Source organism: Enterococcus avium ATCC 14025, assembly GCF_000406965.1.
Taxonomy (GTDB): domain Bacteria; phylum Bacillota; class Bacilli; order Lactobacillales; family Enterococcaceae; genus Enterococcus_A; species Enterococcus_A avium.
Genome location: NZ_KE136362.1, coordinates 465,026 through 492,008, shown reverse-complemented (window position 1 = coordinate 492,008; position 26,983 = coordinate 465,026). Strand labels below are relative to the sequence as shown.

Sequence of the window (26,983 nt, the reverse complement as noted above, 5' to 3'; positions counted from 1 at the left end):
CATTAATGACTATTCAAAAAGTATTCATGTTTACAGTTGCTTCAAAGGCTATTTTCATCAGATTTAATAAACCAATCTTCGTAATATCAATGATTCCTAACTTAATCCATCAAAACCCTCGAATGAAATCACACCCGCTAGAATTCGCGATTCTCAGATACACGTCAATTGCAGAAGCTCTGCCATCAAAAATTTTTAATTACATGAAATACTGCTTTTTCTCGTGTTAAATATGCTTTTATTCTTCTTAAATAAAGCAAAAACGACGTCAACTAAAAACAAAGTTTCCCTTGTTTTTAGTTGACGTCGTTGATTCACTTATATTGAGTTCACAATCAAACCAATCGCGGCTAAAATCGCACCGCCCACAATTTGAATAACTAATACCTTTGTCGGGGTATATTTTTTATGCTTCAATAAATAATAGGTCAACAAAGTCACACCCAACGGCAAGATGCCTTTGACCAATGCATCTAGCACATCGGTTTGAATCGACAGATTTTCTTTCCCGCTCAAATGTATACTTAATGGGGTGGCGATTTTAACAAAATTGGCTGCCAGCGAACCGATCACGATCGCCCCCAATGTTTGCGAGAAGGTCATGATATAGGAAAGGCGTCCGCCTGCCATCATCTTCTGGATGCCTTCTTTTCCTTGCTCATAGCCTTGAATCCATAAGAAGTAGGCAATGACAGTCATAATGATCCAATGGAGGGCAAAGAATAGGACAGGTCCCATAAAAATATTTCCCTTCGCACCAAATGGCAGCGTAAAGGAGAGCAGAATTGGTATCAAGGTTCCTTGCCATAAGGTATCGCCAATCCCCGCTAAGGGACCCATTAATCCTGTTTTCAATCCATTGATCGTTTGATCATTAATGTCTGCTCCCAATGCTCGTTCTTCTTCCATCGCAATCGTCATGGCTAAAATCGGACCGCCAAAAGATGGCTCGGTATTAAAAAACTGCATGTGACGCTCTAGTGCTGATTTCATTTCGTCTTCATCTTTGCCATACAGCTTTTTCAAAATCGGACTAAAGGCATGAACAACTCCAGTTGCCTGTAACCGCTCATAGTTGTAATTTGCATGCGAGAAAAATGTCCAACGCCAAAAGGCTTTAACTACATCTTTTTTTGTTAATAGCTTTTCTTTAGCTTCGAATGCTGTCTGCTCCATTATGTCAGCCCTCCATTTTTATCTTTCAAATACAACTCCGTAAAGACATAGCCGATGATTCCTGCAAAAACAGCGATCGGTACAGAAGGCAGTCCGGAGTAGATTGCTAGCATAAAGCCGAAAGTGAAAAATAATAAAGTTCCTTTACCATTCATCGCACGCAGGTTCATGGCAATCCCCAGAGCTGGCAGTATACCGCCAATCGCCGAAAGAACATCTAGCGGACGTCCGCTTAAAGCATCCACGATCCCCTCAACTGCATCTGCTCCTAAATAAGCGGCTAAGGCAACCGGCACGACAGTAATCAAAAGTAAAAATAATTGCGGTGGTACGATATGCAGCCAATTAATGCGGTCAATTTTTCCTTCTTCTGCAGCCTTATCTGCCATATGCACAAAAGTAATATCAACGGTCATATGAGCGACCCAAATCAAGGTCCCCAGCAGTCCGATCGGTACAGCCAAGGTCACAGCAACAGCCGGTTCAACCTTAGCCGCCATCGCTAAAGCGGTTCCAAGAGTCCCCGCAAGCGCTGGGTCCATCGCCACCGTTCCGCCAGCTGAAATAAAAGCTAAATACGGCAGATTGATAGCCGCTCCGATGATACACCCCTGAACCGGATCACCTAAAATCAATCCGACTACAGTTCCATTGACCAGCGGACGCATCCAGCCATGCGTTCCCACTAATGAAAGCCACGGCGTGCCATTGATTCCAAGATAATAAACGACCCCGATTAAAATTGCTTGGATTAGACTAATTTTCATTTCTCCACTTCCTTCACCATTTTTTTATAGCAATCCTTCAATTGCTTGTGAACCCTGATCTGGAATCACATGGATTTTCATTTTGACATTTTGGGCGACGATCTTTCTAAAGGTCTCCTTTTCTTCCTCCGAAGCCGAAATATTTTTATGGAAGGTTTTACGATCTTTCCGTGCTCCCATCCCACCGATAATAATTTCATCGAAGGTCACGCCCTTTTCAATCAGCTGCCAATACGTTTGAGGCTCCTTCGCCAACACAATGATCTTGTGTCCGTCAGGAATATTCGCCAAAAGTTTCGCTCCATCTGCCACTCCCAAAATCGATAATTTAATCCCATTCGGCACCGCCATCGACATGATCGATTTGGTAAACTCATCTCCTGCTGTCGCGTCATCCACAATGACAATATGATTTCCTCCAGTAAACTGCAGCCAGGCCGTCATTACTTGTCCGTGAATCAAGCGATCATCGATTCGTGCTAATACGATTTCACCCATTTGTACTCCACTCCATTTCTATTATTTATCTGTACGTATTTTTTCCAGCTTTGCCATTTCTTCCAAAAACTCTTTGATTCCGTCTTTTCCCGCGGTCATTGCGGCTTGATACATTGTTTCTAAATCCGCTCCAATCATTCGCTGATTAAAGGCTTCGACAATCATGGGAAGATTCACCCCTGAAATTAATCGATAGTGATGCTCCTTCAATTTGTTGAAGGACATAGCTGCTTGGTTATAGGGACTTGCAGAGAATAAATCGACGAAAACCAATACCCCATCACCTGTGTCCAGTTCGCAAATAGCCGTTTGAATCTTCTCTCCGAATTCGCCAATGTCATCCCCATGCTTTAATCCAAGCGTTTGATAATCTTCCTGCTCCCCCATGATAAGGCTCAAGCTGTCCATCAGACCTGTCGCCATCTCGCCATGCGTTACAATTACTATTCCTGTCATATTCTCACCTCATTCATTTAGCCCGTCGCACTTACCAATTGAAATGCATAACTGTTTTATTCCAGCCTGGATTTTCGACAAATTGCTCCATCACTCTTCTAAAATCTTCTCCTGTTGAAATCTCAACAATTTTCTCCGGCAATATTTTACTCAACGCACGTCGATAGTCTGGATTTTTCATGCCTTCAACAACTGCTTCAAAGTCCGCCGTTGACGATCGACTGCTGCCATGAGCGGTAATCCCTTTTTCCAAAATGTCTCGTGTATCAATTGGGACCAGCTCTTCAGTCACACCCATAAAAATGATATCCGCCAACGAATCTGCAATATCAATTGCTTGGTTCAAAGCACTTTGACTAAATTTTCCGCCTGTGCATTCGATCAGTACATCAAACTTTTCTTTAGAATGCTTAAAATCATAAGACAGTACATTCTCTCTTCGAGCAAAATCGAAATGCGCCAACTTATCATCCGCTGCACCAAAGACAACAAAGCGTTCAGCAGTCACGCCGTACAGATATTTCAGCATAACAGCGGTGAAGTATCCCACAGGTCCATCACCAAAAAGGGCTACACGAGTATCTGACTTTTTCAGCTTCTCCTGCACGTGACTGAGAGCATGATGAGAAACAGACGAAAGCTCCGCTAAAACCGCGATTTCATTGGGAATTTCATCAGGGATAAGCACCAGACATTCTTCTGGATGAACCAAGCAGCTTTGGGCCATACCATCATAGCCGCTTCCTAAAAAGGCATTTCCCTTTGAGTAATTCACAGGAATATCGGGTTTCTGATCAATCTCAGGATGCAAGATTTGTCCCGGTATATTGGGAACAACGACTACTCGATCCCCTTTTGAAAATTTTTCTGAACGGCTTTCCTTGACCACTGCGATCCCTTCATGCAGCAAAGCCATCGGCAACTTTTTAGCTAAAGCCTCAGGTCTTCGCAACCCTGCAAAATATCTTAAATCCGCATGGCAAATACTCGCATAGGTCGGCTCAACAGCCACCCAATTTTCAGGAAGACTTCTCGTCTTGTTCACCTCCTCAATCACACCAGGTTCCACCAAACTAAAAACTTTTGATTCAAGCATTTGTTTCATTCTTCCTCTCCTATCACTCGTTTATGAGCGCTCGTATAAACTCTTTATCGCTCGTTTACGAGTATAGCATCAGAATACAGCTCTGTAAACGCTTTATTTTAAAAATATCAGAGCGCTATTAGTAAAACAGCTACAAATGAATCATTTGATTGGATATAAAAAAACAAAAAAATTGATTTTAAATTGTGAGGTCTTAAATCTATTTAGTTGCAGTCTCACTCGAATACGCTCGTTGATGCGCGCTTTTCATCTGTATGTATTGACACCTTCTATTATTTTCCCTAGACTGAGAAGTGAGAAAGTCTTTCAACGGTGGGGATTTTCACTGGGAAAGCGAGAGGATGAAGAAACATGCTAACAGGAGAGCGGAGAATAAAGCTGCTAGAAGCTATTGAAAATAAACAATTTATTTCTGTTGCCCAATTGTCAGAGATTTTTCAGGTTCATGAAACAACGATTCGGCGAGATTTAGATGAATTGGAGTCACAGGGACTTGTTGTTAGGATCCATGGCGGAGTGGTTCCTGCAAGTATCAAACAGGATGAGCCAGATTTTGAAGATCGGGCAACTGAAAATATGCTGGAAAAAACAAAAATCGGAAAATATGCGACAAATTATATAAAAAGCGGCGAAGCAATTATTTTAGATTCTGGTACCACCACCCTGCAAATCGCAAAAACCCTCAATGAAATGCCGCAGTTGCAAGACATTACGATTATCACCAATGATGTCAATATCGCTTCTGTTTTACGGTCCAATCGAGGAATCACCACCATCGTCACTGGAGGGACACTTTTCCACGACAGCTATATGCTCAACGGACAAATTGCTAATGAATCCCTGCAGCAATTAAGTGTCGATAAGGCCTTTATTGCTACGCCTGCACTTAATGTTGAAAAGGGCTTAACCCATTTCAATGAATTATTGATCGCCACCAAAAAAAATATGATTGACGCTGCTGCAAAAAAAATTGTCGTTACCGATCACACAAAAATCGGCCGACGAGCGCTGTATACGTTTCTTCCGATTGATCAAATCGACTTACTCATTACAGATAACCAGACAGATAAGAAACTAATTGATGAAATGTATAAAAACGGAATCATCCGTATCGAAAGTATTTAGCTTCCTTACAAAAATTGGCGTCTATAACAAAAAAAGCAAAGAATTGAGGAGTATATTTCCTCATTCTTTGCTTTTTCTACTCATCAAGCTGTTAGTATCCAATTCTAACTATCCCACACCCGATCCTGCATAATCCCTGCTGCTTTCAGAAACATGCAAGTAACGATTGGACCCACAAAGGTAAATCCTCTTTTCTTCATATCTTTGGCGATCACCGTTGCTTCAGGCAATGTATTCGGAACTTCCTCTGCCGTCTCGTACTCATGGAGGACTGGCACCCCACCTACGAAATCCCATAAATAGTCAGCAAAACTATCATAGTCGTTTAACAGCAGCACGATAGCTCGCGCATTTTGGACGACTGCTTTAATTTTTCGCCGATTCTGGATCATTTCCGGATCTTTGGCAATCTGTTCAATATCTTCAGGAAAAAAAGCCGCCACTTTGCGAAAATCCATTCCACAAAAATTTCTTTCGAAGACTTCCCGTTTACTTGCTGCTGCCTGCCAGCTTAATCCTGCTTGAAAAACGCCCACAGTTAACAATAAAAACAGCATCCGATCATCATGTGTCGGCTCGCCCCACCGATCACTGTACCATTGAGATTTACTCACTACCTCACCTCCATTTTTAGTTCACTTTAATTCAGCACACTTAACATTCCTGATAAACAGTAAAAAGCAACAAAAATGCTGACCCTTCAGCCAGCATTTTCACTACATTTCTTTGTGGCAAACAGCCTCAATATTGTATCCATCGGGATCAAAGACAAAGGCACCGTAATAATTCTCGTGATAATGAGGTCGTACACCCGGCGCTCCATTATCTGCTCCGCCGGCCCTCATCGCTGCTTCATAAAAGCGATCGACCGTTGTACGATCAGATGCGCTAAACGCCAAATGGATCTTGCTTGGTTCGCTTTTGACGATCCATATATCTCCTCCCTCTGCCCCAAAACAAACACCATGGTCCATCTCGAATTTTACCTGATAGCCTAATGGTTCCAAAGCTTCCTTATAAAACACCTTACTCTTTTCCAAATCGCTGACACCAATACTTAAATGATCAATCATGTACTGCACCTTCCTTTTACCATTGTTAGCTTTAAGTATAACTGAAAAGAAAGCGCCTACCAAGTCGAATTATTGAGGAATAAGGACACGGATGCTTACAATAGTTCACCGTAACGACGGATATAAATCCGTTTAACTACAGTCACTAAAGCCAAGTAAAGAACCATTGTGACAAACAACCATAACCAATAGTTTCCTGGCAATGGCAGCATCCCTAAGTTTCTGCCAAAATTAGTGAACGGCACGATTGTTCCTACAGCGATTCCTAAAGTGGTAATAGCAATCATACTGAATGAGGCCCGACTTTGCAAAAACGGCACTTTCGGAGTCCGCAACGCATGCAGCACCATCGTTTGCGTCCAAAGTGATTCCACAAACCAGCCGGCATGGAAAATCGCAATAAAGGTCGCCTGTTGTGCTGGACTCAAGGTGTGGTAGCTGCCGCCTAGCATTGCTGGGCAAATGACAAAGTACATTAATAGATAAGTCGTGATATCAAAAACTGAACTAGTTGGTCCAATCCAAAGCATAAACTTGCCAATATTGGCCGAGATCCAACTTTTTGGTTCATCCAAATACTCTTTGTCCATATGATCCCACGGAATCGAAATACAAGAAATATCGTAGATCATATTCAAAAATAGCAGTTGCAATGGCAGCATTGGCAAGAAGGGCAGGAACGTACTAGCAATTAAGACAGAGAACATGTTACCGAAGTTCGAGCTGGCAGTTGCTTTGATATATTTCATAATATTGCCAAAGGTTTCTCTGCCTGAAACGATTCCCCGTTCCAAGACCATCAAATCCTTTTCCAGTAAGATCACGTCTGCAGATTCCTTCGCAATATCAACAGCGGTATCCACGGAAATTCCAACATCGGCGGCCTTCATCGCAGGAGCGTCATTGATGCCGTCTCCTAAGAAGCCGACGGTATGTCCATTTTTCTTTAATGCGTGGGTGATACGTTGCTTTTGCTGAGGATTCAGTTTGACAAAGACATTGTATTTTTCTACGATGTCAGCTAATTGTACTTCGTTTAGATTGGCGATTTGTTCACCTGTAACTAATTCTTCTGATTCCAAACCAACTTGTTTGCAGACAGATTTCGTAACCAGCGCATTGTCGCCTGTCAGCACCTTGACTCCCACGCCATGTTTCTTCAGTGTTTCTAAAGCTTGCTTCGTGGTTTCCTTTGGCGGATCTAAAAAGGCCAGGTAACCAATTAGGACCATCTCCGACTCATCCGATACCGAGAATTCGCCGACGACACTTGGATTGGTTTTTTGTGCCACCCCTAATACCCGCAAGCCATCGCTGTTTAGTTCTTTTACTTTTTCTAAAACCTCTTGTTTTGCTTTTTCTGTTAATGGTATGACCTTCCCCTTAAAATCAACGAAGCTCGAGATTCGCAGCATTTCCTCGATTGCGCCTTTTGTGATCATTTGAGTCTTGCCATCATTGTCCGCTACAACCACACTCATACGGCGACGGTCAAAATCAAATGGAATCTCATCGACCTTTTGATAATTGATTTTAGTCGTATCCAATTCATTCTTCGCAGCATCAATAATCGCGACATCCATCAAATTTTTCAATCCAGTTTGATAATAGCTGTTTAAATAAGCGTGACGTAAAACCCGTGAATTTTCCTTCCCATCACAATCTAAATGATATTCCAAGATGATTTTATCCTGAGTCAACGTTCCAGTCTTATCCGTACAAAGCACATCAACAGCGCCGAAATTTTGAATCGAATTGATATTTTTAATAACCGTTCCCTTTTTCGCCATTCTTGAGGCACCCTTGACCAGATTGGTGGTTACGATCATCGGCAGCATTTCAGGTGTCAATCCTACAGCCACAGATAAACCGAACAGAAAAGCCTCCATCCAATCCCCCTTAGTCAGCCCATTAATCACGATGACCGTTGGTGCCATGATCGCCATAAATTTGATAAAAATGAACGAAGTTTTCTTGATTCCCAATTCAAAATTTGTCAAGTCAGGCTTGGTACTCAAGGATTTTGCCACATCGCCAAACAACGTTCGATTCCCCGTTGCGATTACAACTCCTTCCGCACTCCCGCTAATGACATTGCTTCCCATAAAGACCATATTTTCGTAACTTGTCTCAGAATCTTGGGCTTCAATTTGACTCTCCGCTCTTTTTTCAACTGGATAGCTTTCCCCAGTCAAAGCCGATTGAGAAACAAATAAATCTTTTGTGACTGTTAACCGGACATCCGCTGGAATCATATCACCGGCAGATAATTTAACGACATCTCCACAGACAATTTCCTCGATGGGAAGCTCAAGGAATTGATTTTTCCGACGAACAGTCGCTGTGACTTTTACTAAAGATTTCAACTTTTCAGCAGCATGATTCGAACGAACTGATTGGATCAAGGTCATTGTTCCGCTAATAATAACCATCGTAAAAATAATAGCACTGCCAAAATAATCGCGGTCTGCCGGAGCCGCCATTAATACATCTGTCGTAATCGAGGTTAATCCAAGACCAATTAATACCAAGGTAAAGGGTGTGATATACGCTTTTAGCACCTCCAAAATGAAAGGCGTCTTTTTGCCATAAGAGATCTTGTTATCCCCGTATCGCTCTCTAGCAATGCTGGCTTGTTTTTCTGATAACCCCTTTTTTGATGTATGAAAGGTCTCAAAAACATTCGCCACTGTTTTTCTAGCAAATAAATCATAATTAACCTTTTGGTTATTTTTCGTTACTTTTTCCACTGTTCTTTCCTTCTCTCCAAAAAAAATTCGCCATAATCCTATCCCAATCATTAGGTATAAAAGAATATTTCCGAATGTTTTCATTTTTTTGCGCCTCCTATTGTGGGCTCACGGAGAGATGAAGGGGCTAAAAACAAATAGACAAGAATAATTTGCCAATGCCCCGTTCCTCTATCATCCATAAACCCATTCTTCGCGAACTACTGTCGTCCATTTGTTTTCATCTCCTTTGTGGTTATTCGACTCAATGGTTGTCGAATTTCTTTCTTAAAAATTTTCAAAATCAATTGGTCTTCTTGATATTCATACGGCAGCTCTTGGTAAGCCAGCTTTTCATAAAAGCCCCAGGCCTGCTTTCTGCCTGTTAAGAAAATAGTCGAAAAGCCTAATCTTTCCGCAATCTCTTCTGCATAGATCATCAAATTCTTCCCAAGACTCTTTCCTTGAGTCTGCGGTTCGATCGCAACCTGCTTGATCTGAACAAATGCGTTTGATACAGGATGCAGCAGCAACGTTCCCACTACTTCATCTCCTTGCCGCACGACCAAATGAATATCCTGCTTTTCTTCAATCGGTGCCTCGAACAAATACGCCTTTCCCGCACTTTCCTTCAACACCCGATTTCGAAGCATCAAGGCTTCCCGGTAAAATAAACTGTTCCATCTCGTTAGCATATACACTGTTTTACCATGATAATTCCTCCTTTGTTTTTGATTGAAAATAAAATAGACGGTTGGTGAGAACTAGCTCCATGAAAGAAAGCCATGCCGTCGAGAACAAGTAGCTCGGCGATGTGAAACTGCAGAAAGTTGAACTCGCAGCTAGTTCATTTTAATGAATCCATTTTTCTAAAAAAGCAGAAAAATGAGTTGAGTTTTACCACGCATATCATCGTGCTAAACTCATTCAGCCAAATTATTAAAAACTTCTTTTAGAGCTGTCATCACTAAGTCAAACTGCGAAAAGCACGACTGACAGCTAGCTCCTATCTAGGAATTCATTTTTCGAAAAGCACGAAAAATGATCTTATTCTCGTACGCATATCATCGTGCTAAACTCATTCAGCCAAATTATTAAAAACTTCTTTTAGAGCTGTCATCACTAAGTCAAACTGCGAAAAGCACGACTGACAAAAAAGGCCTTTCGCTCTAAAAAACTCAGCGAAAGGCCTTAACAAATCCATCTTAAAAAGACAAATATTCTTATCGATCTAATCGTTGAGTTTTGGCACTATACAACGTAAAGACAAACATCTTAGCTACCTTAAGAAAAGCCTTGTATTCGACAATTCCTGTTCTACCCATTGGCGTCTCTCGACATTTTTGGGCAGTAGCCTGTGTTTGTATAGGAGCCTCACCTAACAAATCATATTTTATTTTTCTTTTCAAAATTTAACAAAATGAATGAACATTGTCAACTATAATCAGTTAAAAAGTTGTTAAATATAATAATACTCTATAAAAACACGTATTATATTTAATAATCCCTGGCAATTAACCTTTTCGTATGCTTTTACTGAATACTCAATTCCAAATATTTTACAATATTTCATTTTTTGAAAAAGCGAACTTTAATCAATTATAAAAGATTTTTGTATAGCTAAAAGAATAGCAACCCTGAAAAATAAATTTTATCTTTCGTGTTTACATTGAATTGACGAATGATCAAGGCAGTGGTAAATTCGAGAAAAAAAGTGAACATCTCCTTCATGATAGAATAAAATTAGCTTATAAATAAGCAACGGATTGCCGATTATCAATCTGTTCTTTTCCCACAATTGTTGGCGATTCAAAACAACAAAAGATTTGCTTAAAAAAGCAGGACCCAATCATATGATTGAGTCCTGCTTTTTTTTAAATATTTCTTTGCAAGTCTTCATAGAAGGCAGCTTTAGTAGCGGATATATAAGGTGCTACCCATAGATAGGCGATGCCCGCTGTTAAAGCAGTCAGCAGGTACCAGCCGATAAACGTTAGATCCAGCCAAAACAAACGGCCCTTGTGGCCAATCATTAAGTGGCGACTGGCAGTAATTGTGTCTAACACTTTCGGTTTCTCCCCTGTTTGTTGAAGCTGATCATAATAGATAAAATAGCTTTGCGAATACGCATAGGCTTTTACGATCCCAGGAATAATGAATAGGAATGTCCATAATGTCGTGAAAATATTCGTAAATAGTGCTAATAGAACTACACCACCGAGGAATGCACCTTGAAATCCACGAAACGCGTCCTTCATCGGTTCGATCTGCGTCCGCTCACCTCTCAGCAAATCAAGATACGTCCAAGAGATTCCGCTCATAAACAATGCGCTGATAATTGATGAAACTAAACTTGTTCCACCGCCGCTGGCATTATTTTGCTGATACTCTGAAACAGAAGTAATCACGCCGTCACTTGATCCATGAATGAAAAACCAGATTAATCCCGATAATACCACAAAGAACATCACAGCTACAGTTAATAATGTCGGAATCAGATTTAGAATAACTGCTTGTCCCCATTTACCTCTCAAAGCATCCTTCGCTTCTGCCTTTAATTCAGCAGTCGTTTTCATAATTGAATAACCCCTCTCTTTATTCAATAGTTTAATATACTGTAAATATTTTAGAAAGTCATTCAAACAAACTTGTCCAAAATTAGTTTACTTGATGCAGCATTTTCCAAAATTCAGCCAATATCCGGGATTGATATCGACTTTTACGAACCAGAGCAGTAATGTCATTGGTCAGCTGCCAATCTGTAATCTTGACCTCGGTCAGTTTTCCTAGCAAAATCTCCTCCTTCACTAGACGGTACGGCAATACCGATAAACCAAAGCCTGCTTTAACAGCTGAAACCAAAGCCTGCGAATCGACACTTTCCCAAATCGGAAAAGGCTTGAAGCCCTGTAAAACAACAAAGGATTCAAAGGCTTCACGAACAGCGCTACCTCTTTCACGCAATAAAAGCGGACGTTGCAAAAGTTCTGGCAAACTAAGCTGCTCTTCAGCGAAATCTGGTGCCGCCACTACACACAACCGATAATCTGCGATCTTTTTTGCTTGAAAGGAAGCTTGCTGGACCTTGCCTTCAATAAAGGCAAGATCAACCTCGCCAGTTTCTAAACGAGCAATCGATTCTGAAGCAGGAAAAACCTGAACGTTAAAATGAGCCTCTGGGTGATTCACGCTAAATCGTTGTAATAGCTGAGGCAGCTCTGTCTGAGCATACGTAATACAGGAAGCGATTTTTAACGGTGGTTGCTTCTCCAGGTCAGGCAAGCGGGCTTCGACAGACTCGAACTCCTCAATGATCGGTTGAATCTCTCGCAAAAGCAATTCTCCCGCAGGAGTGAGCTTCACACTGCGATGCAGCCGTTCAAAAAGCTGCGTGCCCGCTTCTTCTTCTAAATCTTTGATCGCATGAGAAACAGCTGATTGCGTCAAAAATAAGTTCGTTGCTGCTTTGGTAAAATTATTCGTTTTCGCGATCTCACGAAATATCACACATTGTTTATAGTTCATAAGGTTTCCTCCTCTCATGAATAGCATTCATACCTACACCTCAATACTATCATTTCACACATACCAAACCAAGCCTTATACTAGAGAGAAAGCAAGAAAGGGTGGCAGCATGACAAAACTTAAACATTACTTATGGCTGGCTTCGATCAGTCTATTTATCAGCACCTTTACTTTTGGTGGCGGTTATGTGGTCGTTCCCATGATTCGCAAGTATTATGTTGAAAAAAAACGACTATTCTCCAATGATGAATTAATGGAGATGGCGGCTGTCGCGCAATCCTCACCAGGAGCCATCGCCATCAATCTAAGTGTTTTGGCAGGAAAAAAAGTGGCAGGACTACCTGGAGTTTTCATTAACGCGATTTGTTCGATCATCCCGCCTTTAGTGATCTTGGGATTAATCTCTAACTGGTACGCCGCATTCGCCGCAAACGTAACTGTGATGGCCGTTCTAAAAGGCATGCAGGCTTGTGTCACCGCTTTGATCATCGATATTGTTATTGATATGTATCAGCTGATTCGGCAAGAAAGCTCTAGACTACTACGCCTATTGGTTCCAATTTCTTTTGTAGCTAATGCCATTTTTAATTTAAACGTGATCTATATTCTATTTTTCAGCGTTGGACTTTGTTTACTCGATACCTATTTTCAACAAACAAGGGAGGCTTCCTAATGCAATTATTTTTGACTTTTCTCAAAATCGGGCTATTCAGTATCGGTGGCGGCTATGCCATTATTCCTGTGATTCAAGAACAGGTAGTTCATCAGCAGGGCTGGCTGAGTGAGAAAGTTTTTAGTGATATTATCACCATCTCGCAGATGACCCCTGGACCGCTAGCAGTCAATACATCGACCTTTGTAGGCATGCAGATTAACGGAATTTCCGGTGCGATTGTCGCTACCATTGGCTGTATTTTAGGCGGCTGTGTAATCTCCATTAGCCTATATCAGTTTTTCCAAAAGCATAATGACTCTCTCTATGTGGCAGCGGCTCTGAAAAGCCTAAAAGCTTCTTCTGTCGGCTTGATCATGTCGGCAGGCTTTACCATTCTTTTATTGGCCTTCTTCGAAACATCCGACTTTTCCAGCAATCTGCTCTTACAATTTGATTGGAGAGCTGCGATTTTATTCACTGCTTCATTGATCATTCTGCGAAAATTCAAACCCAATCCCATTGTCTTGATGTGTGTAGCAGGACTTGCAGGGTTCTTTCTCTATCAGTAGGTGGGTATTGATTAGAACCTCTCTAGCTTTTTATCTAGCTACAAGAAAATAAGTTACATTTATCTATTTAAGATTTAAACTACTGATTTAAACTACTTTAATAGAATAGCTAATGGCTGTTTGCTTTGGTATATCTGATTTCGTGGATTTTTTGGTATTTCTTTCTTCATCTGACTGTGACAATGTGACGTATATCATCATCGAACAATGAAGTATTTTCGGCTTAGAATAACTTGCCGTCTCCTAATAAAGCAATTTCAAATTTTCCTTCCATCACTTCCTCTTCATTCCTCGCTGCAAACTAATCAGAATTATATCTTACACAGAGGTTAAGAAAGCTTTGACTCACCTTTATTTGTCGGTGTTTAAACAAAAATCATAAAATTTTCTTATCACAGGAACTTCTAAGTTGTGTTTTTTTACTGCTAAATAAACGTTTCTGTCTTCTAGGTGGTTTTTAATTTCGATTTTTTTAACTGGATAAGAAGTGATTGAAGGAATATCAGGCATTAAAGCAATTCCATAACCTTCACCAACAAATCCTAAAATACTATGATCTTCTTCCAGTTCGCACTGAACAGTCAGCGCTATATCTAACTCTTTCAATTGACGATCTAAATACGGACGCAGTCCACTTTGTTTCCCATAATATACATAGGGATAAGTTAATGTCTCTTCGATTTCAACACTCTTATTTTTTGCCAGAGGATGATGTAATGGAACAACTAATACTAGCTTTTCACGGGTCAAACGTTGAAAAATTAGATCGCTGTCTTCACTAATCTTCGAACAAATACCTATGTCGATCGTATCATCTAATAACATTTTTATGATTTTATTAGAATTTCCTTGATGAAAAAGAAACTTAATCCTTTTGTTTTCTTTTTTTTGCTGAAATGTTTGAATTAGTTTGGGTACAAGAGTTGAACCCATCGTATAGATAAATCCAAACTCGATTTCTCCAAAAAATGGATCTATAATCTCTTGTAGTCGTTGCTGCCCTTCATCTATTTTTTGAAGTGCTGGTTGGACATATTCGTAAAAGATCCTACCTTGTCGGGTCAAGCGAATATTTCGTCCCTTTTTTTCAAATAGAGCAACGCCTAACTCTTGTTCTAAAGTGGTCATTGCATGACTCACGTTTGGCTGTGAAGTATTAGCCAATTCAGCTGCTTTGGTCATATGCTCGCTTTGCGCGAGTAAAATAAAAAATTCTAATTGCCTTAAATTCATTTTTCCACCTCATTCAATAAATAGATTTTATCAATTTTATCAAAATAAAGCATTAGTTTTAATGATACAAATGACCTAGTATTAAGGTATAATCAAGTGAATAAAATCACATGAGGAGAATTTTTATGAAACCTACAAAATATCGTCTATTAATTGGGAGTCTCTATTTTAACTACATCTTTCAAGGAATGGCTGCCATTATCCTTTCACAAAATATGACTGAATTAAAAAATCAATGGCAAGCAAGTACCACGCAAGTCACTCTAGTAATGAGTGCAATTGGTTTTGGAAGAATCCTTAGTCTCTATTTCTCTGGGTATTTTTCCGATACTTTTGGTCGTCGAAAAACTGTCATTATCGCCATTTTATCTTACGCTCTTTTCTTTTTTGGCGTTTTATACAGCCCAAATTATCAAACAGCATTTTTCTTCGCAATGTTTGGCGGAGTCAGTAATGCTTTTTTAGATACTAGTACATACCCTACATTGGTAGAAGCTTATCCAGATGAAAAAACCAACAGCTCACTAAGCGTCTTAAATAAAGCATTTATTTCTTTAGGGCAATTTATTTTGCCTTTTATTACTCGTTTTCTTCTAAAAGAAGAGCTATTTTTCGGCTGGCCTTTTATTCTTTGCGCCGTTTGCTTGTTGGCTAATTTGGGCTATCTAGCTTTTGCTAAATTCCCTCCCCTAAGTTCATTACCCACAGAAATCGTTGACGAACCAATATCTTCCTCAAGCAAAATTATCAATCGAGGAATTTTTAAAATTGATGGAATTGCTTTATTAGTTTTCTCTTTCGTCTCAGTTTCTATTTTTAATATTTTTATTCTTTGGATTCCACAATACGCTGAAGCCATGCATGTCGCTTCCCACGAAAACAGTCTGATTTTTGTTAGCCTCTACAGCGTTGGATCATTTGTCTCTGTTTTTTTCACATCCGGAATTGTGAAAAAAGGTGTAAACATCCCGAAATTAATTAGTTTTTGTGTTGCAATTTCTGGCTTATCACTAGTTTGGATGCTACTTTCGCCTAGTTTTATTTCAACTGTTATAGCTGCGTTAGCAATCGGAATTTTTGCCGCTGGTGGAATTTGGCAGTTAGGACTCGCTCTAATGTTGGAACTTTTCCCTAGTAGAAAAGGTCGCTATACTAGTTATTACTCCTTAGCAACCTCGACGTCTGTTATGATAACCCCATACATTACCGGTATTATAAGCAACAAGGGGATGGAATACGTTTTTTGGTTTGATGTATTTTTAATTTTATTAGGTTTTATCGCCTCACTGGTTATTCAGCAACGCTACAAATTTCTTAATTTGGAAAAACCTATTAAAAACTAAATGATAAATTTTATTTATGATTAATATAGATATAAAGCATTAGATTTTATAAATTTCTTCTCGTAGAATGAAGGCGAGATATTGTGAATGTTCTCATTATCTACGAGAGGATGAATATTATGGAAAAATATCAAGCATTGTTTGAACCCTTGACGATTAAACGTTTGACCTTAAAAAATCGAGTGATTATGCCGCCAATGGGAACAAATTTTGCAAATCAGGATGGAACCTTTAATGAACAGCATTATTCATATTACGAACAGCGAGCAAAAGGTGGTACTGGATTAATTACACTGGAAAACATTTGTATTGATTATCCGCTAGGAACAAACGGAACAACACAATTAAGAATGGACAAGGATCAATTCATACCTGGTCTTTGGCAATTTAACGAACGGATGCATGCCTATGGAGCTGCTACATCTGTACAGATTAATCATGCTGGCGCTTCTGCTTATCAACCACGTTTGCAAGGAGTACAAGCGGTTTCTTCTTCGGATATTCCTAGCAAAACTGGAAATCCTGTTCCACGGCCACTTAAAAAATCTGAGATCGAACAAATCGTACAAAATTATGCTGCAGGAGCTTTGCGTGCACAAAAAGCCGGATTTGATTGTGTTGAGATTCATGCAGGCCATTCTTATCTAATTAGTCAATTTTTATCCCCAATTTATAACAAACGAACAGACGAATTCGGTGGAACACTTGAAAATCGTACTCGTTTTGCTCGAATGGTCATTCAAGCGGTTAGACAAGCAGTGGGTCCATTCTTTCCGATTTCTTTACGTGTGAGCGCAGACGAACTGTTACCAAATGGAAATACCTTAGACGATACTATAAAAATGCTTAGTTACATTGCTGAAGATGTAGATATACTGAATGTCTCAGCAGCATTAAATGATAACTTACAATATCAAATCGACAAAATGAATCTTAAGGATGGTTGGCGAAGTTATATGGCTAAGGCGGTTAAGAATAAATTTCCAGAGAAAGTGATTGTTACTTCTGGTAATATTCGTAGTCCACAGCGTGCCGAAGAAATTCTGCTAAATGGAGATGCCGATCTACTTGCCATAGGACGCGGATTGATTGCGGAGCCGAATTGGGTCAATAAAGTGGCCAATGGTCAGGAATATCTATTGCGAAAATGTATCTCCTGTAATATTGGCTGTGCAGATCATCGCATTTCGAAATCACGTCCAATTCGTTGTACTGTTAATCCAGATCTTTACTATGAGGAAACCTACAAGAAATCACCAGTCACTAAACCAATGAAAATGGTTGTCATTGGAGGAGGAACTGCTGGGCTTGAAGCTGCAGCCAGTGCTGCGGAAATTGGTGTAGATGTCACACTCTACGAAGAGAAAGGTTATCTAGGCGGATTAGCCCATGAAATTTCCCGCTTTCCTGACAAACAACGAATCAATGATTTCGTCACCTATCTAACGAGAAGAGTAGAACAATTATCCAATTTGACTGTTCATTTAAATCATCGATTTACGTTAGAAGATCTAAATGAAAAGCCAGACTTGATTGTTAATACTACCGGTGCAAAACCATTGCTTCCACCAATTGTGGGACTGCACGAAGAATTAGCTAAATCCAATCGACAAGTCTTCTCTATTTTTGACCTTTTGGGAGATATGAAAAAATTCAATGATTTTGACGGAAAAGAAGTCGTTGTTATTGGAGGAGGTGCAGTTGGTTTAGATGTGGTTGAGTATTACGCAGAAAATGGTGCAAAAAAAGTTCATATTGTTGAAATGGTTGATCAACTTGGAAAAGATTTAGATATTATCACTAAACTTGGAATGATGGAAATCATTCATGACTATAATGTTGATGTTCACACTTCTACGAAATTGATGGAAGTACAAAAGAATTGTTTCATCGTTGAAAAAGCTGAAGGAGAACGCCTTAAATTACCTTTTGATTTAGGTTTCATTTGTTTAGGTATGCGTGCTGACGCTCCTTTATTATCCGACCTAACTGATTATACACAAAAGAATAATATTACCTTACTTAACATTGGTGACAGTAAGGTAGCTCGAAGAATCATGGAAGGCACTAAGGAAGCTCGCGATGTTGTGAAAACCATTAAAAATCTGGAAACTCAACGAAAAACGATGCATGCCACATACGTTTGAACTTAATTTCATAATGAAAAAATAAATATTAAGTGAGGAATTGAACAATGACAGAACGATTAACTGGACACACTTTACTAATCAGCCTAATAGCTACTCCTATACGCCACAGTATGTCACCAACAATGCACAACGAAGCATTTGCTAAATTAGGGCTGGACTATGCATATCTTGCCTTCGAAGTAGACAACTCTACTTTAAAACCTGCTGTAGATGGAATACGTGCATTGGGTATCCGCGGTTCCAATGTTTCTATGCCCAATAAACAGGCAATTATTCCCTATTTAGATGAAATTTCACCAGAAGCTAAATTAATCGGAGCCGTAAATACAGTCACAAATAAAGATGGCAAAGGACACTTAGTCGGTTATAACACAGATGGGATTGGTGCAATAAAAGCACTGGAAGATGAGGGTGTAACAGTCAAAGATCAATCCATTACATTGACTGGTGCAGGCGGGGCGGCAACAGCGATTGCTATCCAAGCTGCTTTTGATGGTGCAAAAGAACTGTATATTTTCAACATTAATGATGATGTGTTCGAAAATGCTAAGGAAACCGCAAAAAAAATCAATGATAATACTAACTGTCGGGCAACTGTAACCGATTTAGCAGATCAAGCAGCATTTAAATCAGCCATCCAAAAAAGTAGTATCTATATAGATGCCACAAGCGTTGGTATGAAGCCTTTACAAGAACAAAGTTTGATTAATGATCCAGAAATGATTAGATCTGATTTAGTGGTTTTTGACGTCGTTTATGCTCCAAGAGAAACGAAACTTTTACGCTTTGCTAAAGAACATGGTGCAAAAAAAGTTATAAACGGTTTGGGTATGATGCTCTATCAAGGAGCTGCAGCTTTTCAATTGTTCACTGATGAAGAAATGCCAGTCACATATATTAAAGAATTATTATTTGATGAATAGGCGGAGGAGTATGGATGAAAAATAAATATTTACCAACAGCGATTGGTCTTTACATCAATTATATTATTCATGGGATGGGTGTTATCATCATATCCCAGAATCAAAAAGCTTTAATGGGACAGTGGGATACGGATCTAATGGGGATAGCGAAAGTCATCTCCATGCTAGGAATTGGCCGCTTGATTGCTATTTTAATCTCCGGCCGTTTATCAGATAAATTTGGAAGAAAGCCCTTCATTTATTTAGGTATCGTTACTTACTCTTTGTATTTCTTTGGTATTTTGTACAGTAAAAGCGTAACGACTGCTATGATTTTTGCAGTAATTGCCGGTGTTTCAAACTCTTTCTTAGACTCAGGCACGTATCCAGCCCTTATGGAATCTTTCCCTAAAAAGGCGGGAACAGCGAATGTATTAATCAAAGCATTCGTACAAATTGGACAATTTACCCTACCGATTATGCTAAAAATTATCAATACCAATCAGTTATGGTTTGGCTGGTCCTTTATCATTCCGATTATCGTTTTTGTTTTAAATGGTCTATTTTTATTGAAACGACCATTTCCAGATCAAGACGCTAAGGAAAATCAACAGGCAGAAATACAAGCCGTTACATTTAAAAGTCAGCCTAAAATAGCAATTGAGGGTGTCTGTTTCATTATTTATGGTTTTATTTCTCAAGCAACTTTTTATTTAATCTCACAGTTTATCGGTATTTATGGTGAGGAAGTTGCACAAATGACCACTGATAACGCAAATTTACTGATTTCTTATTACTCAACTGGCTCCCTTATCTGTGTAGCTGTGACTGCTGTTCTAGCGACAAAAGTGCGGCCTGTTTATTTAGTAACGCTTTATACTCTCGTCTCATTTGTAACGATTCTTATCATGTGGTTATTCCCTACACCGTTAGTGATGATGATTGGTGCTGCATTGGTAGGCTTCTTCGCTGCCGGCGGAGTCATGCAGCTTGGTCTCACTGTAATGGGCGAACTGTTTCCAGCGGGTAAAGGAACAATCACAGGGATTTTTTATACCTTTGGCAGTATTGCTTCATTCCTGATCCCGATTATTGCGGCAGCCATCGCAAAGAACAATGTTCGTAGTATTATGTTGTTTGATACCATTATTGCAGGAATTGGCTTTTTATTAGCTGTAATTATCTTTATACGTTATCGAAAAACAGTAGATTTATCCGCATAGCACGTCAAACAAATTAGTTGAATGAACTTAAATAATTAATGGAGGAACAATATGAACACAGTAACAATTGACCAAGTGACCATTGGTGAAGGTCAGCCTAAAATAATTGTACCTTTGCTAGATCGAACAGAAACAGACCTACTCTCCTCAGCTGAACATATTCAACAACTTGACTGTGATATTGTTGAATGGCGTATAGATTTTTTTCAAGAAGTTGAAAAACCAGAAATTGTAGCTGAGCTTTCTCATAAAATAAAAAAAGCACTCAATAAACCACTGCTAATCACCTTCCGAACTTATAAAGAAGGCGGCGAGCTGCCATTAAGTGAAGAAAAGTATTTTGAAATTTATGAGACGTTAATCAAGCAAGGCTGTCTTGATTTAATTGATCTAGAACTCTTTATGCCTGACAAATTAGTCGCACAAACAATAACCGCTGCCCACGAAAAGGATATTAAAGTTATCTTATGTAATCATGACTTCGATAAGACTCCTAGTAAACAAGAGATTCTTTCTCGTCTGCAGCAAATGCAGCTTAAAGGTGCAGATATCTGCAAAATTGCTGTTATGCCTAGAAATAGCGAGGATGTTCTGACACTCCTCGAAGCTACCCGCGAGATGTATGAAAATTATGCAGATCGTCCATTAATTACTATGTCTATGGGAACACTAGGAATGATTAGCCGTATTTCTGGACAAGTCTTTGGTTCAGCTGCGACGTTCGGTTCTGCCGGAACAGCTTCCGCTCCAGGACAAATATCCGTGTCTGAATTACGGAAACTATTGAATACGCTACAGGTATAAAACTGTTATTTTAACTAACTGGAAAAGACCGTGTCCAATTAATTGGACACGGTCTTGAGTGCTTGCTTATAGTTTTTCCCACTCGCCTGATAGTCGATAATTCTCAGCATACTTTTCTGCCTGATCAACAATTTCTTGATCATAATGACAATAGGCTAATAGTTTAATCGCGTTACTGCCAGTCGTTACGCCTTCTTGCAACGTGTAATCAAATAGAATATCATCCTCTGTAACAACCTCTCGGAAATGATAGTTTTCATAGCGTTCACCTAGGATTCGGCTCAGCTCTACATCATGTGTTGCCAAGCAAATGAAACAATCCAGGTCAGCAAATTTTTTCAGAATAATCGAAGCAGCAGAGATCCGTTCGATCATGTTGGTTCCTTTAAACATTTCATCCATAAAAATCATGGCATACTCTTTAGATTCAGCGATTTTTAACAAGCGCTTTAGCGACTTGATCTCTGCCATATAGAAGCTGTCGCCGGTAACAATATCATCCTTTAGATTCATCGAGCTATAGACAGCACATGGTTTAAAACTGAAGCTTTTAGCCAAGCAAGTATTAAACAGCTGTCCAAAAATGGCATTGATCGCTAATGTTCGAGCAAAGGTCGATTTTCCACTGGCATTTGAACCAGTGATCAACACCTTATTTCCCATACTGCGCGTATTCGGGATCGGCTCTTTTAACAGCGGATGTACGATCTCTTCAAACGTTACCTTATCATTATCATTAAAATTCGGCAGACAATAATATGGCAAACTTTCTCGATAAGAAGCAATCGAAATACACAGCTCGATGTATCCGATGGTTTCATACAGTTTCAATGCTTCACTGCGGTACTTTTGAAACAGCTTGACCATGATAAAATAAGCATAGCCATACAAAGAAAAATAAGAAGTAATGATCATCATTAGGCTGTTGGAAGAGCCAGAGATTTGCACAATATAATCTGCCAGTCCTGTAATGTTTTTAAACACTTTAAGATTTTTACGCAACTGATCGGTTTCTTCTTTGAAGGCCGGAAGATCTAGTTTCACCATCACCTTCGCCGCCCGAACCATGCGTGTAAACATCCCCAAAGCTTCAAACGCCTGATAAATTTTTCGCAACACGATCGAAAATAAAATCAAACCTACACAAAAGCTCATACAGACAGCTAAAATCCCATAATCAATATCTACTGCCAGCCAGATCAAGCTGCCTATTCCGACTACCGTCACCAAAATAATTGGCAGCATCGCTATTTTAGGAAACTTACTGGGCTCCAGTAATAATTCAACCAACTGATTATTGGTTTTCCGCCCAATTCGATAAAAGGCAAATTGCAGTTTTTCCCGAGCTTCAGCCTGCTCACTCATACACTGAACAGCCGCTTCAAAATGAGTCAAATCGGGATTTTTCTGCCTTCTAAAAAAATCGTAGCTGTATTCATCCCCAATACTAGACTGCGTATTTTTTACCTGTTTAAAAATCTCATCCATATTTAAATCATTGAAGGTAATATCATCAATCGTTGGCCCATCTGTTTTCTTCTGCTGATAATACTTCTTCATACTGGCATAATCCCGTTCATCCAGTTTCCATTCCGGTTTTTTCCCATACTCTGCCTTGATCCGCGCCTTGATTTTTAGATTCTTGCGGTACAAAAAATAGGTATAGATCAGAAAGAATATTCCTACAATCCCAAACAAAATCCCATAAATCCCGATCACTTCCAATAATTGAACCCCCGCCTTCTTTTTTATTCATTCTATCATTAGAAATAGCTTGGCAAAATGACTGATAATAAAAAAGCACCCCACCTATCTAAACAGGTGAGATGCTTTCCTTATCCATTACACATCTTTCGAATGGCGTTCGCCTACCTGAAATTCCTCTGCATGTTCAAACATATAGCGAACAGTTAGTGGCGTGTCACCGGTCAATTTTTCAAAATCATCGGTGTGTTCAGCCATCTTATTTTCCCGAATCGCTTGAGCAAAAGTAACCATTCCTTCAGAAGAAAAAGGAGCCTCCGAATCTTCTTTGAATTTTCCTTCTGTGGTCCGCGGAACGCCCATCGCATCGAATACCGCATAATTTTCTTCATCGGAGATTTCTTTGTAGCTAACCTTATTACCAGTGACCTCATTTCCAATTGCAATAAAATCGCTGATCGTCATTAACTCTTTTCCATTGATATTTAGAATTTGATGATGCAGCGTTTGATTATTTAAAGCGTAAGCAACAGCTTTGGCACAATCTTTTCTTGAAATATACGCCATTTTCCCATCACCTTGGCTATTGGTTAGCACGCCGTCGCCTTTTACATAGGTGAAATAATTCGTAATCATTGCTTCCGCATATTGAGAGTTGCGTAAGAAAATATAATCAAGTCCGCTTTCTTCAATGTATTTTTCTGTAAACGCGTGGTCGATTTTCTCAATACTTGGATTTTCTGGATCTGCCGCATTGACCAAGGAAGTATACACGATCTTCTTAACACCAGCTGCTTTGGCAGCATCCACGACATTTTTATGGGCAGCTTGCCGTTTTTCTCCTACAAAAGGCATTGAGATCAACGCTAATACTTCTCCCCCTGCAAATTTTTCGGCTAATCCTTCGACATGATTGAAATTGGTTTCCCGTGTTTCTACACCGTGAGCTGAAAATTTTTCTAACGAAGCGGGATCATAACCGCAAAAGACTAAACGGTCCTTTTCTGCGATTGTCAAAAGATACTCGGCTGCCTGTCCGCCTAAATTGCCATCTACACCTGTCAAAATCAATTTATTCATTGAATAAAGCCTCCTTATTTTTGATAAGTTAAGCTTATGTGATTTAGTGATCAAATGCCAATACATCTATTTAATGCCCTATAAGTAAAAGTTATTATGCTTTCAAAAGCTCAAGCAATCGCTGAACAGCCGCATTTTGTTCGTTGACTAAATAGGCTAAAACAATCTCAAATTGATGGTGAGAATCCTCGATGCGTAAAGACTTCAGATCCATGTCATCCTCGATCAATGGGTAATTTTCAGGGAAAAAGCCCACCATCTTATTGTTCTGGATCAGAAAGATTTCCGTCTCGATATCGTTGGTCACTTTTGCGATGTTAGGAGCATACCCATCCTGCAACGCATGCTCCAGCATTAAATAGTAGGATTTTCCGATCGTTTCTGGCGAAAGCATCACAATGGATTGCTCGTACAACTCCTCAAGCGTCAATGATTCTTTTGTAAAAAACGGATGCTTCTTACCAACCACTGCACAATAATCTCCATAATACAGAGGAAGTGTTTGAATTTGCTTTTCTTCAAAAAATTCCGAATCAAAACTAATTGCTAGATCATACCGATGATTCAACAAATTTTCAGCGACACCCTTTAATGGCACTTTTTCCACATCTAACAGAATGTTTTCTTCTTCAAGCTTTTTATCCTGCACAATCTGAGAAAACAATTGAATATCCATGATGGAAGTGTATTCGATCCGAACTCTGTTTCTTTGTTCATTGTAATCCGCCATCCGTTGCGTTAATCGATCATATTGCTGGATTAGCTGTAACGCCTCTTGATACAAAATCTTTCCAGCTTCAGTCGGCTTTACAGGAATCGTCGAGCGATCAATCAACTGACAGGCAAAGTGAGACTCCAATAAACGAATCTGTTGTGTGATACTTGCTTGAGAAACAAAATTCTTTTTTCCAGCTTTGGTAAAGCTGCCAGTTTGGACTAAATCAATAAAGTATTTCAACTTTTCTAAATACATACGCTTTCCTCCGCTTCTTCTTTTTCATTTTAACAAATATGAAAGAGAAACCTCAAAAAATTCAGATTCTAATTAAGCATTTCAGGCTTGTGATCAGGAAAAACAATGATAGAATAGAGAATTGGATGAAACGAAACTGAAGCTATCAAAATCAACACCTTACAGAAACGAGGAGAATACATTAATGACCAATGCACTTGAAATAAAAGATTTAAGAAAAATCTATGCCACTGGTGTAGAGGCCTTAAAAGGAATTGATCTAGTCGTTGAAGAAGGCGATTTTTACGCGCTGCTGGGGCCAAATGGTGCCGGAAAATCAACGACGATCGGAATTATCACCTCTTTAGTCAATAAAACTGCTGGAAGCGTAAAAGTTTTCGACTATGATTTGGACACAGAGCTGGTAATGGCAAAGCAGCAAATCGGGCTTGTGCCGCAGGAATTCAACTTCAACCCTTTTGAGACCGTTCAACAAATCGTCGTCAATCAAGCGGGCTATTACGGCGTACCTCGTAAAGAAGCCATGATTCGCAGTGAAAAATACTTGAAGCAATCCGACCTATGGGAAAAACGCAATGTCCGTGCCCGAATGCTTTCTGGCGGGATGAAACGTCGTTTGATGATTGCCCGCGCCCTGATGCATGAACCGCGCTTGCTAATCTTGGATGAACCAACTGCGGGTGTAGATATCGAGCTGCGCCGCGAGATGTGGTCATTTTTAAGAGAACTGAATGAAAGCGGCACAACGATCATCTTAACAACCCATTATCTGGAAGAAGCGGAAATGCTTTGCCGCAACATCGGCATTATTCAATCAGGGGAATTGATTGAAAATACCAGTATGAAATCCTTATTAGCCAAGCTGCAATTTGAAACCTTTATTTTTGATCTGGCTCCTTACAACAAAAAGCCGGAAATCACTGGCTTCAACTATACTTTTGAGGACGATCAAACCCTCGAAGTAGAAGTCGTACGGGATCAAGGAATCAATGAGCTCTTCGAACAACTGACGAATCAAGGAATCAAAGTCCTTTCCATGCGGAATAAATCCAACCGTTTAGAAGAACTATTCCTAAAAATTACGGAGGAAAATCATGTCTAATCTATACTTCACTGCTTTAAAAAGTCTGGCAGTCAAAGAAACCAACCGCTACCTGCGGATCTGGGTACAGACCTTAGTACCGCCTGTCATCACAACGTCCTTATACTTTGTCATTTTCGGCAATTTGATCGGTGGACGAATCGGTGATATGGCTGGCTTTTCATACATGGAATTCATCGTTCCAGGTCTAATTATGATGTCTGCTATTACTAGCTCCTATGCCAATGTTTCTTCTTCCTTCTTTTCACAAAAATTTCAAAAGAATATCGAGGAAATCCTAGTGGCACCTGTTCCGACTCACATCATCATCTGGGGCTTTGTGATCGGCGGAGTTGGTCGCAGTGTCATGGTAGGCACACTAGTTACGATCATTTCCTTGTTCTTCGTACCGCTGCACGTCTATTCCTGGGTGATCGTTGTCATCACCTTGTTGATGACCGCTATTTTATTCTCATTGGCTGGACTGTTGAACGGGATTTTTGCTCAATCCTTCGATGATGTATCGATCGTTCCGACCTTTGTTTTACAGCCGTTGACTTATCTTGGTGGGGTCTTCTATGCCATTTCGATGCTGCCGCCATTCTGGCAAGCTGTCTCAAAAATCAATCCGATCGTTTACATGATCTCTGGTTTTCGTTATGGCTTCCTTGGTGTGATGGATGTGTCGATCGTTGTTTCAATGTCCATTTTAGTATTATTTATCGTTGTGCTTTATAGCGTCTGCTGGTATTTGATTGATCGTGGACGTGGGTTGAGAAGTTAAAAAAGAGTTGGATTTGAGCAAAGTGACT

At 39.7% G+C, this 26,983-nt stretch carries 25 protein-coding genes and 1 riboswitch; of the genes, 10 read left to right on the top strand and 15 right to left on the bottom strand.

Going from position 1 to position 26,983, the window contains the following annotated elements; translation table 11 throughout:
- Window positions 1-318: 318 nt before the first annotated feature.
- Genes OMU_RS09470 through OMU_RS09450 form a run of 5 tightly spaced genes read right to left on the bottom strand, consistent with a single transcriptional unit; the run spans window position 319 to window position 4,002 of the window.
- Window positions 319-1,176 carry a PTS system mannose/fructose/sorbose family transporter subunit IID gene (locus OMU_RS09470; protein ID WP_016179697.1) on the bottom strand — a complete coding sequence of 286 codons (858 nt, stop codon included), beginning with the start codon at window positions 1,174-1,176 and terminating at the stop codon, window positions 319-321.
- Entirely contained in the window at window positions 1,176-1,943 is a 768-nt protein-coding gene (locus OMU_RS09465) for a PTS mannose/fructose/sorbose/N-acetylgalactosamine transporter subunit IIC (protein WP_016179696.1), read from the bottom strand. Before OMU_RS09465 ends, OMU_RS09470 begins: the two co-directional genes overlap by 1 nt.
- 24 nt (window positions 1,944-1,967) lie before the next feature.
- Window positions 1,968-2,441 carry a PTS sugar transporter subunit IIB gene (locus tag OMU_RS09460; RefSeq protein WP_016179695.1) on the bottom strand — a complete coding sequence of 158 codons (474 nt, stop codon included), beginning with the start codon at window positions 2,439-2,441 and terminating at the stop codon, window positions 1,968-1,970.
- 21 nt (window positions 2,442-2,462) lie between these two features.
- The gene (locus OMU_RS09455; protein WP_016179694.1) at window positions 2,463-2,897 is read right to left on the bottom strand and encodes a PTS sugar transporter subunit IIA; all 435 of its coding nucleotides are present in this window, start codon (window positions 2,895-2,897) and stop codon (window positions 2,463-2,465) included.
- A 31-nt stretch (window positions 2,898-2,928) separates the two neighbouring features.
- Window positions 2,929-4,002, bottom strand: a complete 1,074-nt coding sequence (locus OMU_RS09450) for an alcohol dehydrogenase catalytic domain-containing protein (RefSeq protein WP_016179693.1) — start codon at window positions 4,000-4,002, stop codon at window positions 2,929-2,931.
- Window positions 4,003-4,353: 351 nt separating this feature from the next.
- On the opposite strand from OMU_RS09450, the gene OMU_RS09445 reads away from it, so the two are divergent.
- Window positions 4,354-5,127 (top strand): DeoR/GlpR family DNA-binding transcription regulator, encoded by a 774-nt coding sequence (locus tag OMU_RS09445; protein WP_016179692.1) that lies wholly within the window; start codon window positions 4,354-4,356, stop codon window positions 5,125-5,127.
- 104 nt (window positions 5,128-5,231) lie between these two features.
- Here the strand turns inward: OMU_RS09445 and OMU_RS09440 are convergent, their stop codons facing one another.
- The 6 genes from OMU_RS09440 to OMU_RS09415 all read right to left on the bottom strand — a co-directional run bounded on the left by OMU_RS09440 (window position 5,232) and on the right by OMU_RS09415 (window position 12,454).
- Entirely contained in the window at window positions 5,232-5,741 is a 510-nt protein-coding gene (locus OMU_RS09440; RefSeq protein WP_016179691.1) for a DNA-3-methyladenine glycosylase I, read from the bottom strand.
- Window positions 5,742-5,843: 102 nt separating this feature from the next.
- Window positions 5,844-6,200 carry a VOC family protein gene (locus OMU_RS09435; protein WP_016179690.1) on the bottom strand — a complete coding sequence of 119 codons (357 nt, stop codon included), beginning with the start codon at window positions 6,198-6,200 and terminating at the stop codon, window positions 5,844-5,846.
- Between the two features lie 95 nt (window positions 6,201-6,295).
- Complete coding sequence (mgtA, locus tag OMU_RS09430) at window positions 6,296-8,950, bottom strand: magnesium-translocating P-type ATPase (protein ID WP_034875640.1); 2,655 nt, start codon at window positions 8,948-8,950, stop codon at window positions 6,296-6,298.
- A gap of 200 nt (window positions 8,951-9,150) precedes the next feature.
- Window positions 9,151-9,582 (bottom strand): GNAT family N-acetyltransferase, encoded by a 432-nt coding sequence (locus tag OMU_RS09425; RefSeq protein WP_016179688.1) that lies wholly within the window; start codon window positions 9,580-9,582, stop codon window positions 9,151-9,153.
- 570 nt (window positions 9,583-10,152) lie between these two features.
- Window positions 10,153-10,322: riboswitch (M-box (ykoK) riboswitch) on the bottom strand.
- A gap of 481 nt (window positions 10,323-10,803) precedes the next feature.
- On the bottom strand, window positions 10,804-11,505 hold the full coding sequence (locus OMU_RS09420; protein ID WP_016179686.1) for a DUF975 family protein: 702 nt from the start codon (window positions 11,503-11,505) through the stop codon (window positions 10,804-10,806).
- 82 nt (window positions 11,506-11,587) lie between these two features.
- Window positions 11,588-12,454, bottom strand: a complete 867-nt coding sequence (locus OMU_RS09415) for a LysR family transcriptional regulator (protein ID WP_016179685.1) — start codon at window positions 12,452-12,454, stop codon at window positions 11,588-11,590.
- 109 nt (window positions 12,455-12,563) lie between these two features.
- On the opposite strand from OMU_RS09415, the gene OMU_RS09410 reads away from it, so the two are divergent.
- Together OMU_RS09410 and OMU_RS09405 are read left to right on the top strand one after the other, a co-directional pair.
- Window positions 12,564-13,127 carry a chromate transporter gene (locus OMU_RS09410; RefSeq protein ID WP_034875574.1) on the top strand — a complete coding sequence of 188 codons (564 nt, stop codon included), beginning with the start codon at window positions 12,564-12,566 and terminating at the stop codon, window positions 13,125-13,127.
- Window positions 13,127-13,678: a chromate transporter gene (locus OMU_RS09405; protein ID WP_016179683.1), complete on the top strand. Its 552-nt coding sequence runs from the start codon at window positions 13,127-13,129 to the stop codon at window positions 13,676-13,678. The genes OMU_RS09410 and OMU_RS09405 overlap by 1 nt, the downstream gene beginning before the upstream one ends.
- A gap of 351 nt (window positions 13,679-14,029) precedes the next feature.
- Here OMU_RS09405 and OMU_RS09400 read toward each other — a convergent pair whose 3' ends face one another.
- Entirely contained in the window at window positions 14,030-14,911 is an 882-nt protein-coding gene (locus OMU_RS09400; RefSeq protein WP_016179682.1) for a LysR family transcriptional regulator, read from the bottom strand.
- Between the two features lie 125 nt (window positions 14,912-15,036).
- Here OMU_RS09400 and OMU_RS09395 point away from each other — a divergent pair, with 125 nt between their 5' ends.
- The 5 genes from OMU_RS09395 to aroD all read left to right on the top strand — a co-directional run bounded on the left by OMU_RS09395 (window position 15,037) and on the right by aroD (window position 21,333).
- On the top strand, window positions 15,037-16,254 hold the full coding sequence (locus OMU_RS09395; RefSeq protein ID WP_016179681.1) for an MFS transporter: 1,218 nt from the start codon (window positions 15,037-15,039) through the stop codon (window positions 16,252-16,254).
- A gap of 119 nt (window positions 16,255-16,373) precedes the next feature.
- Window positions 16,374-18,401, top strand: a complete 2,028-nt coding sequence (locus tag OMU_RS09390; RefSeq protein WP_016179680.1) for an oxidoreductase — start codon at window positions 16,374-16,376, stop codon at window positions 18,399-18,401.
- Window positions 18,402-18,448: 47 nt separating this feature from the next.
- Window positions 18,449-19,327 carry a shikimate dehydrogenase gene (locus OMU_RS09385; protein WP_016179679.1) on the top strand — a complete coding sequence of 293 codons (879 nt, stop codon included), beginning with the start codon at window positions 18,449-18,451 and terminating at the stop codon, window positions 19,325-19,327.
- 14 nt (window positions 19,328-19,341) lie between these two features.
- Window positions 19,342-20,529, top strand: a complete 1,188-nt coding sequence (locus tag OMU_RS09380; protein WP_016179678.1) for an MFS transporter — start codon at window positions 19,342-19,344, stop codon at window positions 20,527-20,529.
- Between the two features lie 51 nt (window positions 20,530-20,580).
- Window positions 20,581-21,333 (top strand): type I 3-dehydroquinate dehydratase, encoded by a 753-nt coding sequence (gene aroD, locus OMU_RS09375; RefSeq protein WP_016179677.1) that lies wholly within the window; start codon window positions 20,581-20,583, stop codon window positions 21,331-21,333.
- Between the two features lie 66 nt (window positions 21,334-21,399).
- Here aroD and OMU_RS09370 read toward each other — a convergent pair whose 3' ends face one another.
- From OMU_RS09370 to OMU_RS09360, 3 genes are all read right to left on the bottom strand, one after another.
- Complete coding sequence (locus OMU_RS09370) at window positions 21,400-23,052, bottom strand: MutS-related protein (RefSeq protein WP_233421594.1); 1,653 nt, start codon at window positions 23,050-23,052, stop codon at window positions 21,400-21,402.
- Between the two features lie 123 nt (window positions 23,053-23,175).
- Window positions 23,176-24,117 carry an NAD(P)H-binding protein gene (locus OMU_RS09365; RefSeq protein ID WP_016179675.1) on the bottom strand — a complete coding sequence of 314 codons (942 nt, stop codon included), beginning with the start codon at window positions 24,115-24,117 and terminating at the stop codon, window positions 23,176-23,178.
- A 94-nt stretch (window positions 24,118-24,211) separates the two neighbouring features.
- Window positions 24,212-25,090, bottom strand: coding sequence for a LysR family transcriptional regulator (locus OMU_RS09360; protein WP_016179674.1), 879 nt, complete (start codon window positions 25,088-25,090; stop codon window positions 24,212-24,214).
- 184 nt (window positions 25,091-25,274) lie between these two features.
- On the opposite strand from OMU_RS09360, the gene OMU_RS09355 reads away from it, so the two are divergent.
- Entirely contained in the window at window positions 25,275-26,192 is a 918-nt protein-coding gene (locus OMU_RS09355; RefSeq protein ID WP_016179673.1) for an ABC transporter ATP-binding protein, read from the top strand.
- Entirely contained in the window at window positions 26,185-26,955 is a 771-nt protein-coding gene (locus tag OMU_RS09350; RefSeq protein ID WP_016179672.1) for an ABC transporter permease, read from the top strand. Before OMU_RS09355 ends, OMU_RS09350 begins: the two co-directional genes overlap by 8 nt.
- Window positions 26,956-26,983 lie beyond the last annotated feature (28 nt).

Excerpts from the sequence above, each read along its gene's own strand:
- OMU_RS09470 (WP_016179697.1), bottom strand. The coding sequence starts at position 1,176 with ATGGAGCAGACAGCATTCGAAGCTAAAGAAAAGCTATTAACAAAAAAA.
- OMU_RS09465 (WP_016179696.1), bottom strand. The coding sequence starts at position 1,943 with ATGAAAATTAGTCTAATCCAAGCAATTTTAATCGGGGTCGTTTATTAT.
- OMU_RS09460 (WP_016179695.1), bottom strand. The coding sequence starts at position 2,441 with ATGGGTGAAATCGTATTAGCACGAATCGATGATCGCTTGATTCACGGA.
- OMU_RS09455 (WP_016179694.1), bottom strand. The coding sequence starts at position 2,897 with ATGACAGGAATAGTAATTGTAACGCATGGCGAGATGGCGACAGGTCTG.
- OMU_RS09450 (WP_016179693.1), bottom strand. The coding sequence starts at position 4,002 with ATGAAACAAATGCTTGAATCAAAAGTTTTTAGTTTGGTGGAACCTGGT.
- OMU_RS09445 (WP_016179692.1), top strand. The coding sequence starts at position 4,354 with ATGCTAACAGGAGAGCGGAGAATAAAGCTGCTAGAAGCTATTGAAAAT.
- OMU_RS09435 (WP_016179690.1), bottom strand. The coding sequence starts at position 6,200 with ATGATTGATCATTTAAGTATTGGTGTCAGCGATTTGGAAAAGAGTAAG.
- OMU_RS09425 (WP_016179688.1), bottom strand. The coding sequence starts at position 9,582 with ATGCTTCGAAATCGGGTGTTGAAGGAAAGTGCGGGAAAGGCGTATTTG.
- OMU_RS09420 (WP_016179686.1), bottom strand. The coding sequence starts at position 11,505 with ATGAAAACGACTGCTGAATTAAAGGCAGAAGCGAAGGATGCTTTGAGA.
- OMU_RS09415 (WP_016179685.1), bottom strand. The coding sequence starts at position 12,454 with ATGAACTATAAACAATGTGTGATATTTCGTGAGATCGCGAAAACGAAT.
- OMU_RS09410 (WP_034875574.1), top strand. The coding sequence starts at position 12,564 with ATGACAAAACTTAAACATTACTTATGGCTGGCTTCGATCAGTCTATTT.
- OMU_RS09405 (WP_016179683.1), top strand. The coding sequence starts at position 13,127 with ATGCAATTATTTTTGACTTTTCTCAAAATCGGGCTATTCAGTATCGGT.
- OMU_RS09400 (WP_016179682.1), bottom strand. The coding sequence starts at position 14,911 with ATGAATTTAAGGCAATTAGAATTTTTTATTTTACTCGCGCAAAGCGAG.
- OMU_RS09395 (WP_016179681.1), top strand. The coding sequence starts at position 15,037 with ATGAAACCTACAAAATATCGTCTATTAATTGGGAGTCTCTATTTTAAC.
- OMU_RS09390 (WP_016179680.1), top strand. The coding sequence starts at position 16,374 with ATGGAAAAATATCAAGCATTGTTTGAACCCTTGACGATTAAACGTTTG.
- OMU_RS09385 (WP_016179679.1), top strand. The coding sequence starts at position 18,449 with ATGACAGAACGATTAACTGGACACACTTTACTAATCAGCCTAATAGCT.
- OMU_RS09380 (WP_016179678.1), top strand. The coding sequence starts at position 19,342 with ATGAAAAATAAATATTTACCAACAGCGATTGGTCTTTACATCAATTAT.
- aroD (WP_016179677.1), top strand. The coding sequence starts at position 20,581 with ATGAACACAGTAACAATTGACCAAGTGACCATTGGTGAAGGTCAGCCT.
- OMU_RS09365 (WP_016179675.1), bottom strand. The coding sequence starts at position 24,117 with ATGAATAAATTGATTTTGACAGGTGTAGATGGCAATTTAGGCGGACAG.
- OMU_RS09360 (WP_016179674.1), bottom strand. The coding sequence starts at position 25,090 with ATGTATTTAGAAAAGTTGAAATACTTTATTGATTTAGTCCAAACTGGC.
- OMU_RS09355 (WP_016179673.1), top strand. The coding sequence starts at position 25,275 with ATGACCAATGCACTTGAAATAAAAGATTTAAGAAAAATCTATGCCACT.
- OMU_RS09350 (WP_016179672.1), top strand. The coding sequence starts at position 26,185 with ATGTCTAATCTATACTTCACTGCTTTAAAAAGTCTGGCAGTCAAAGAA.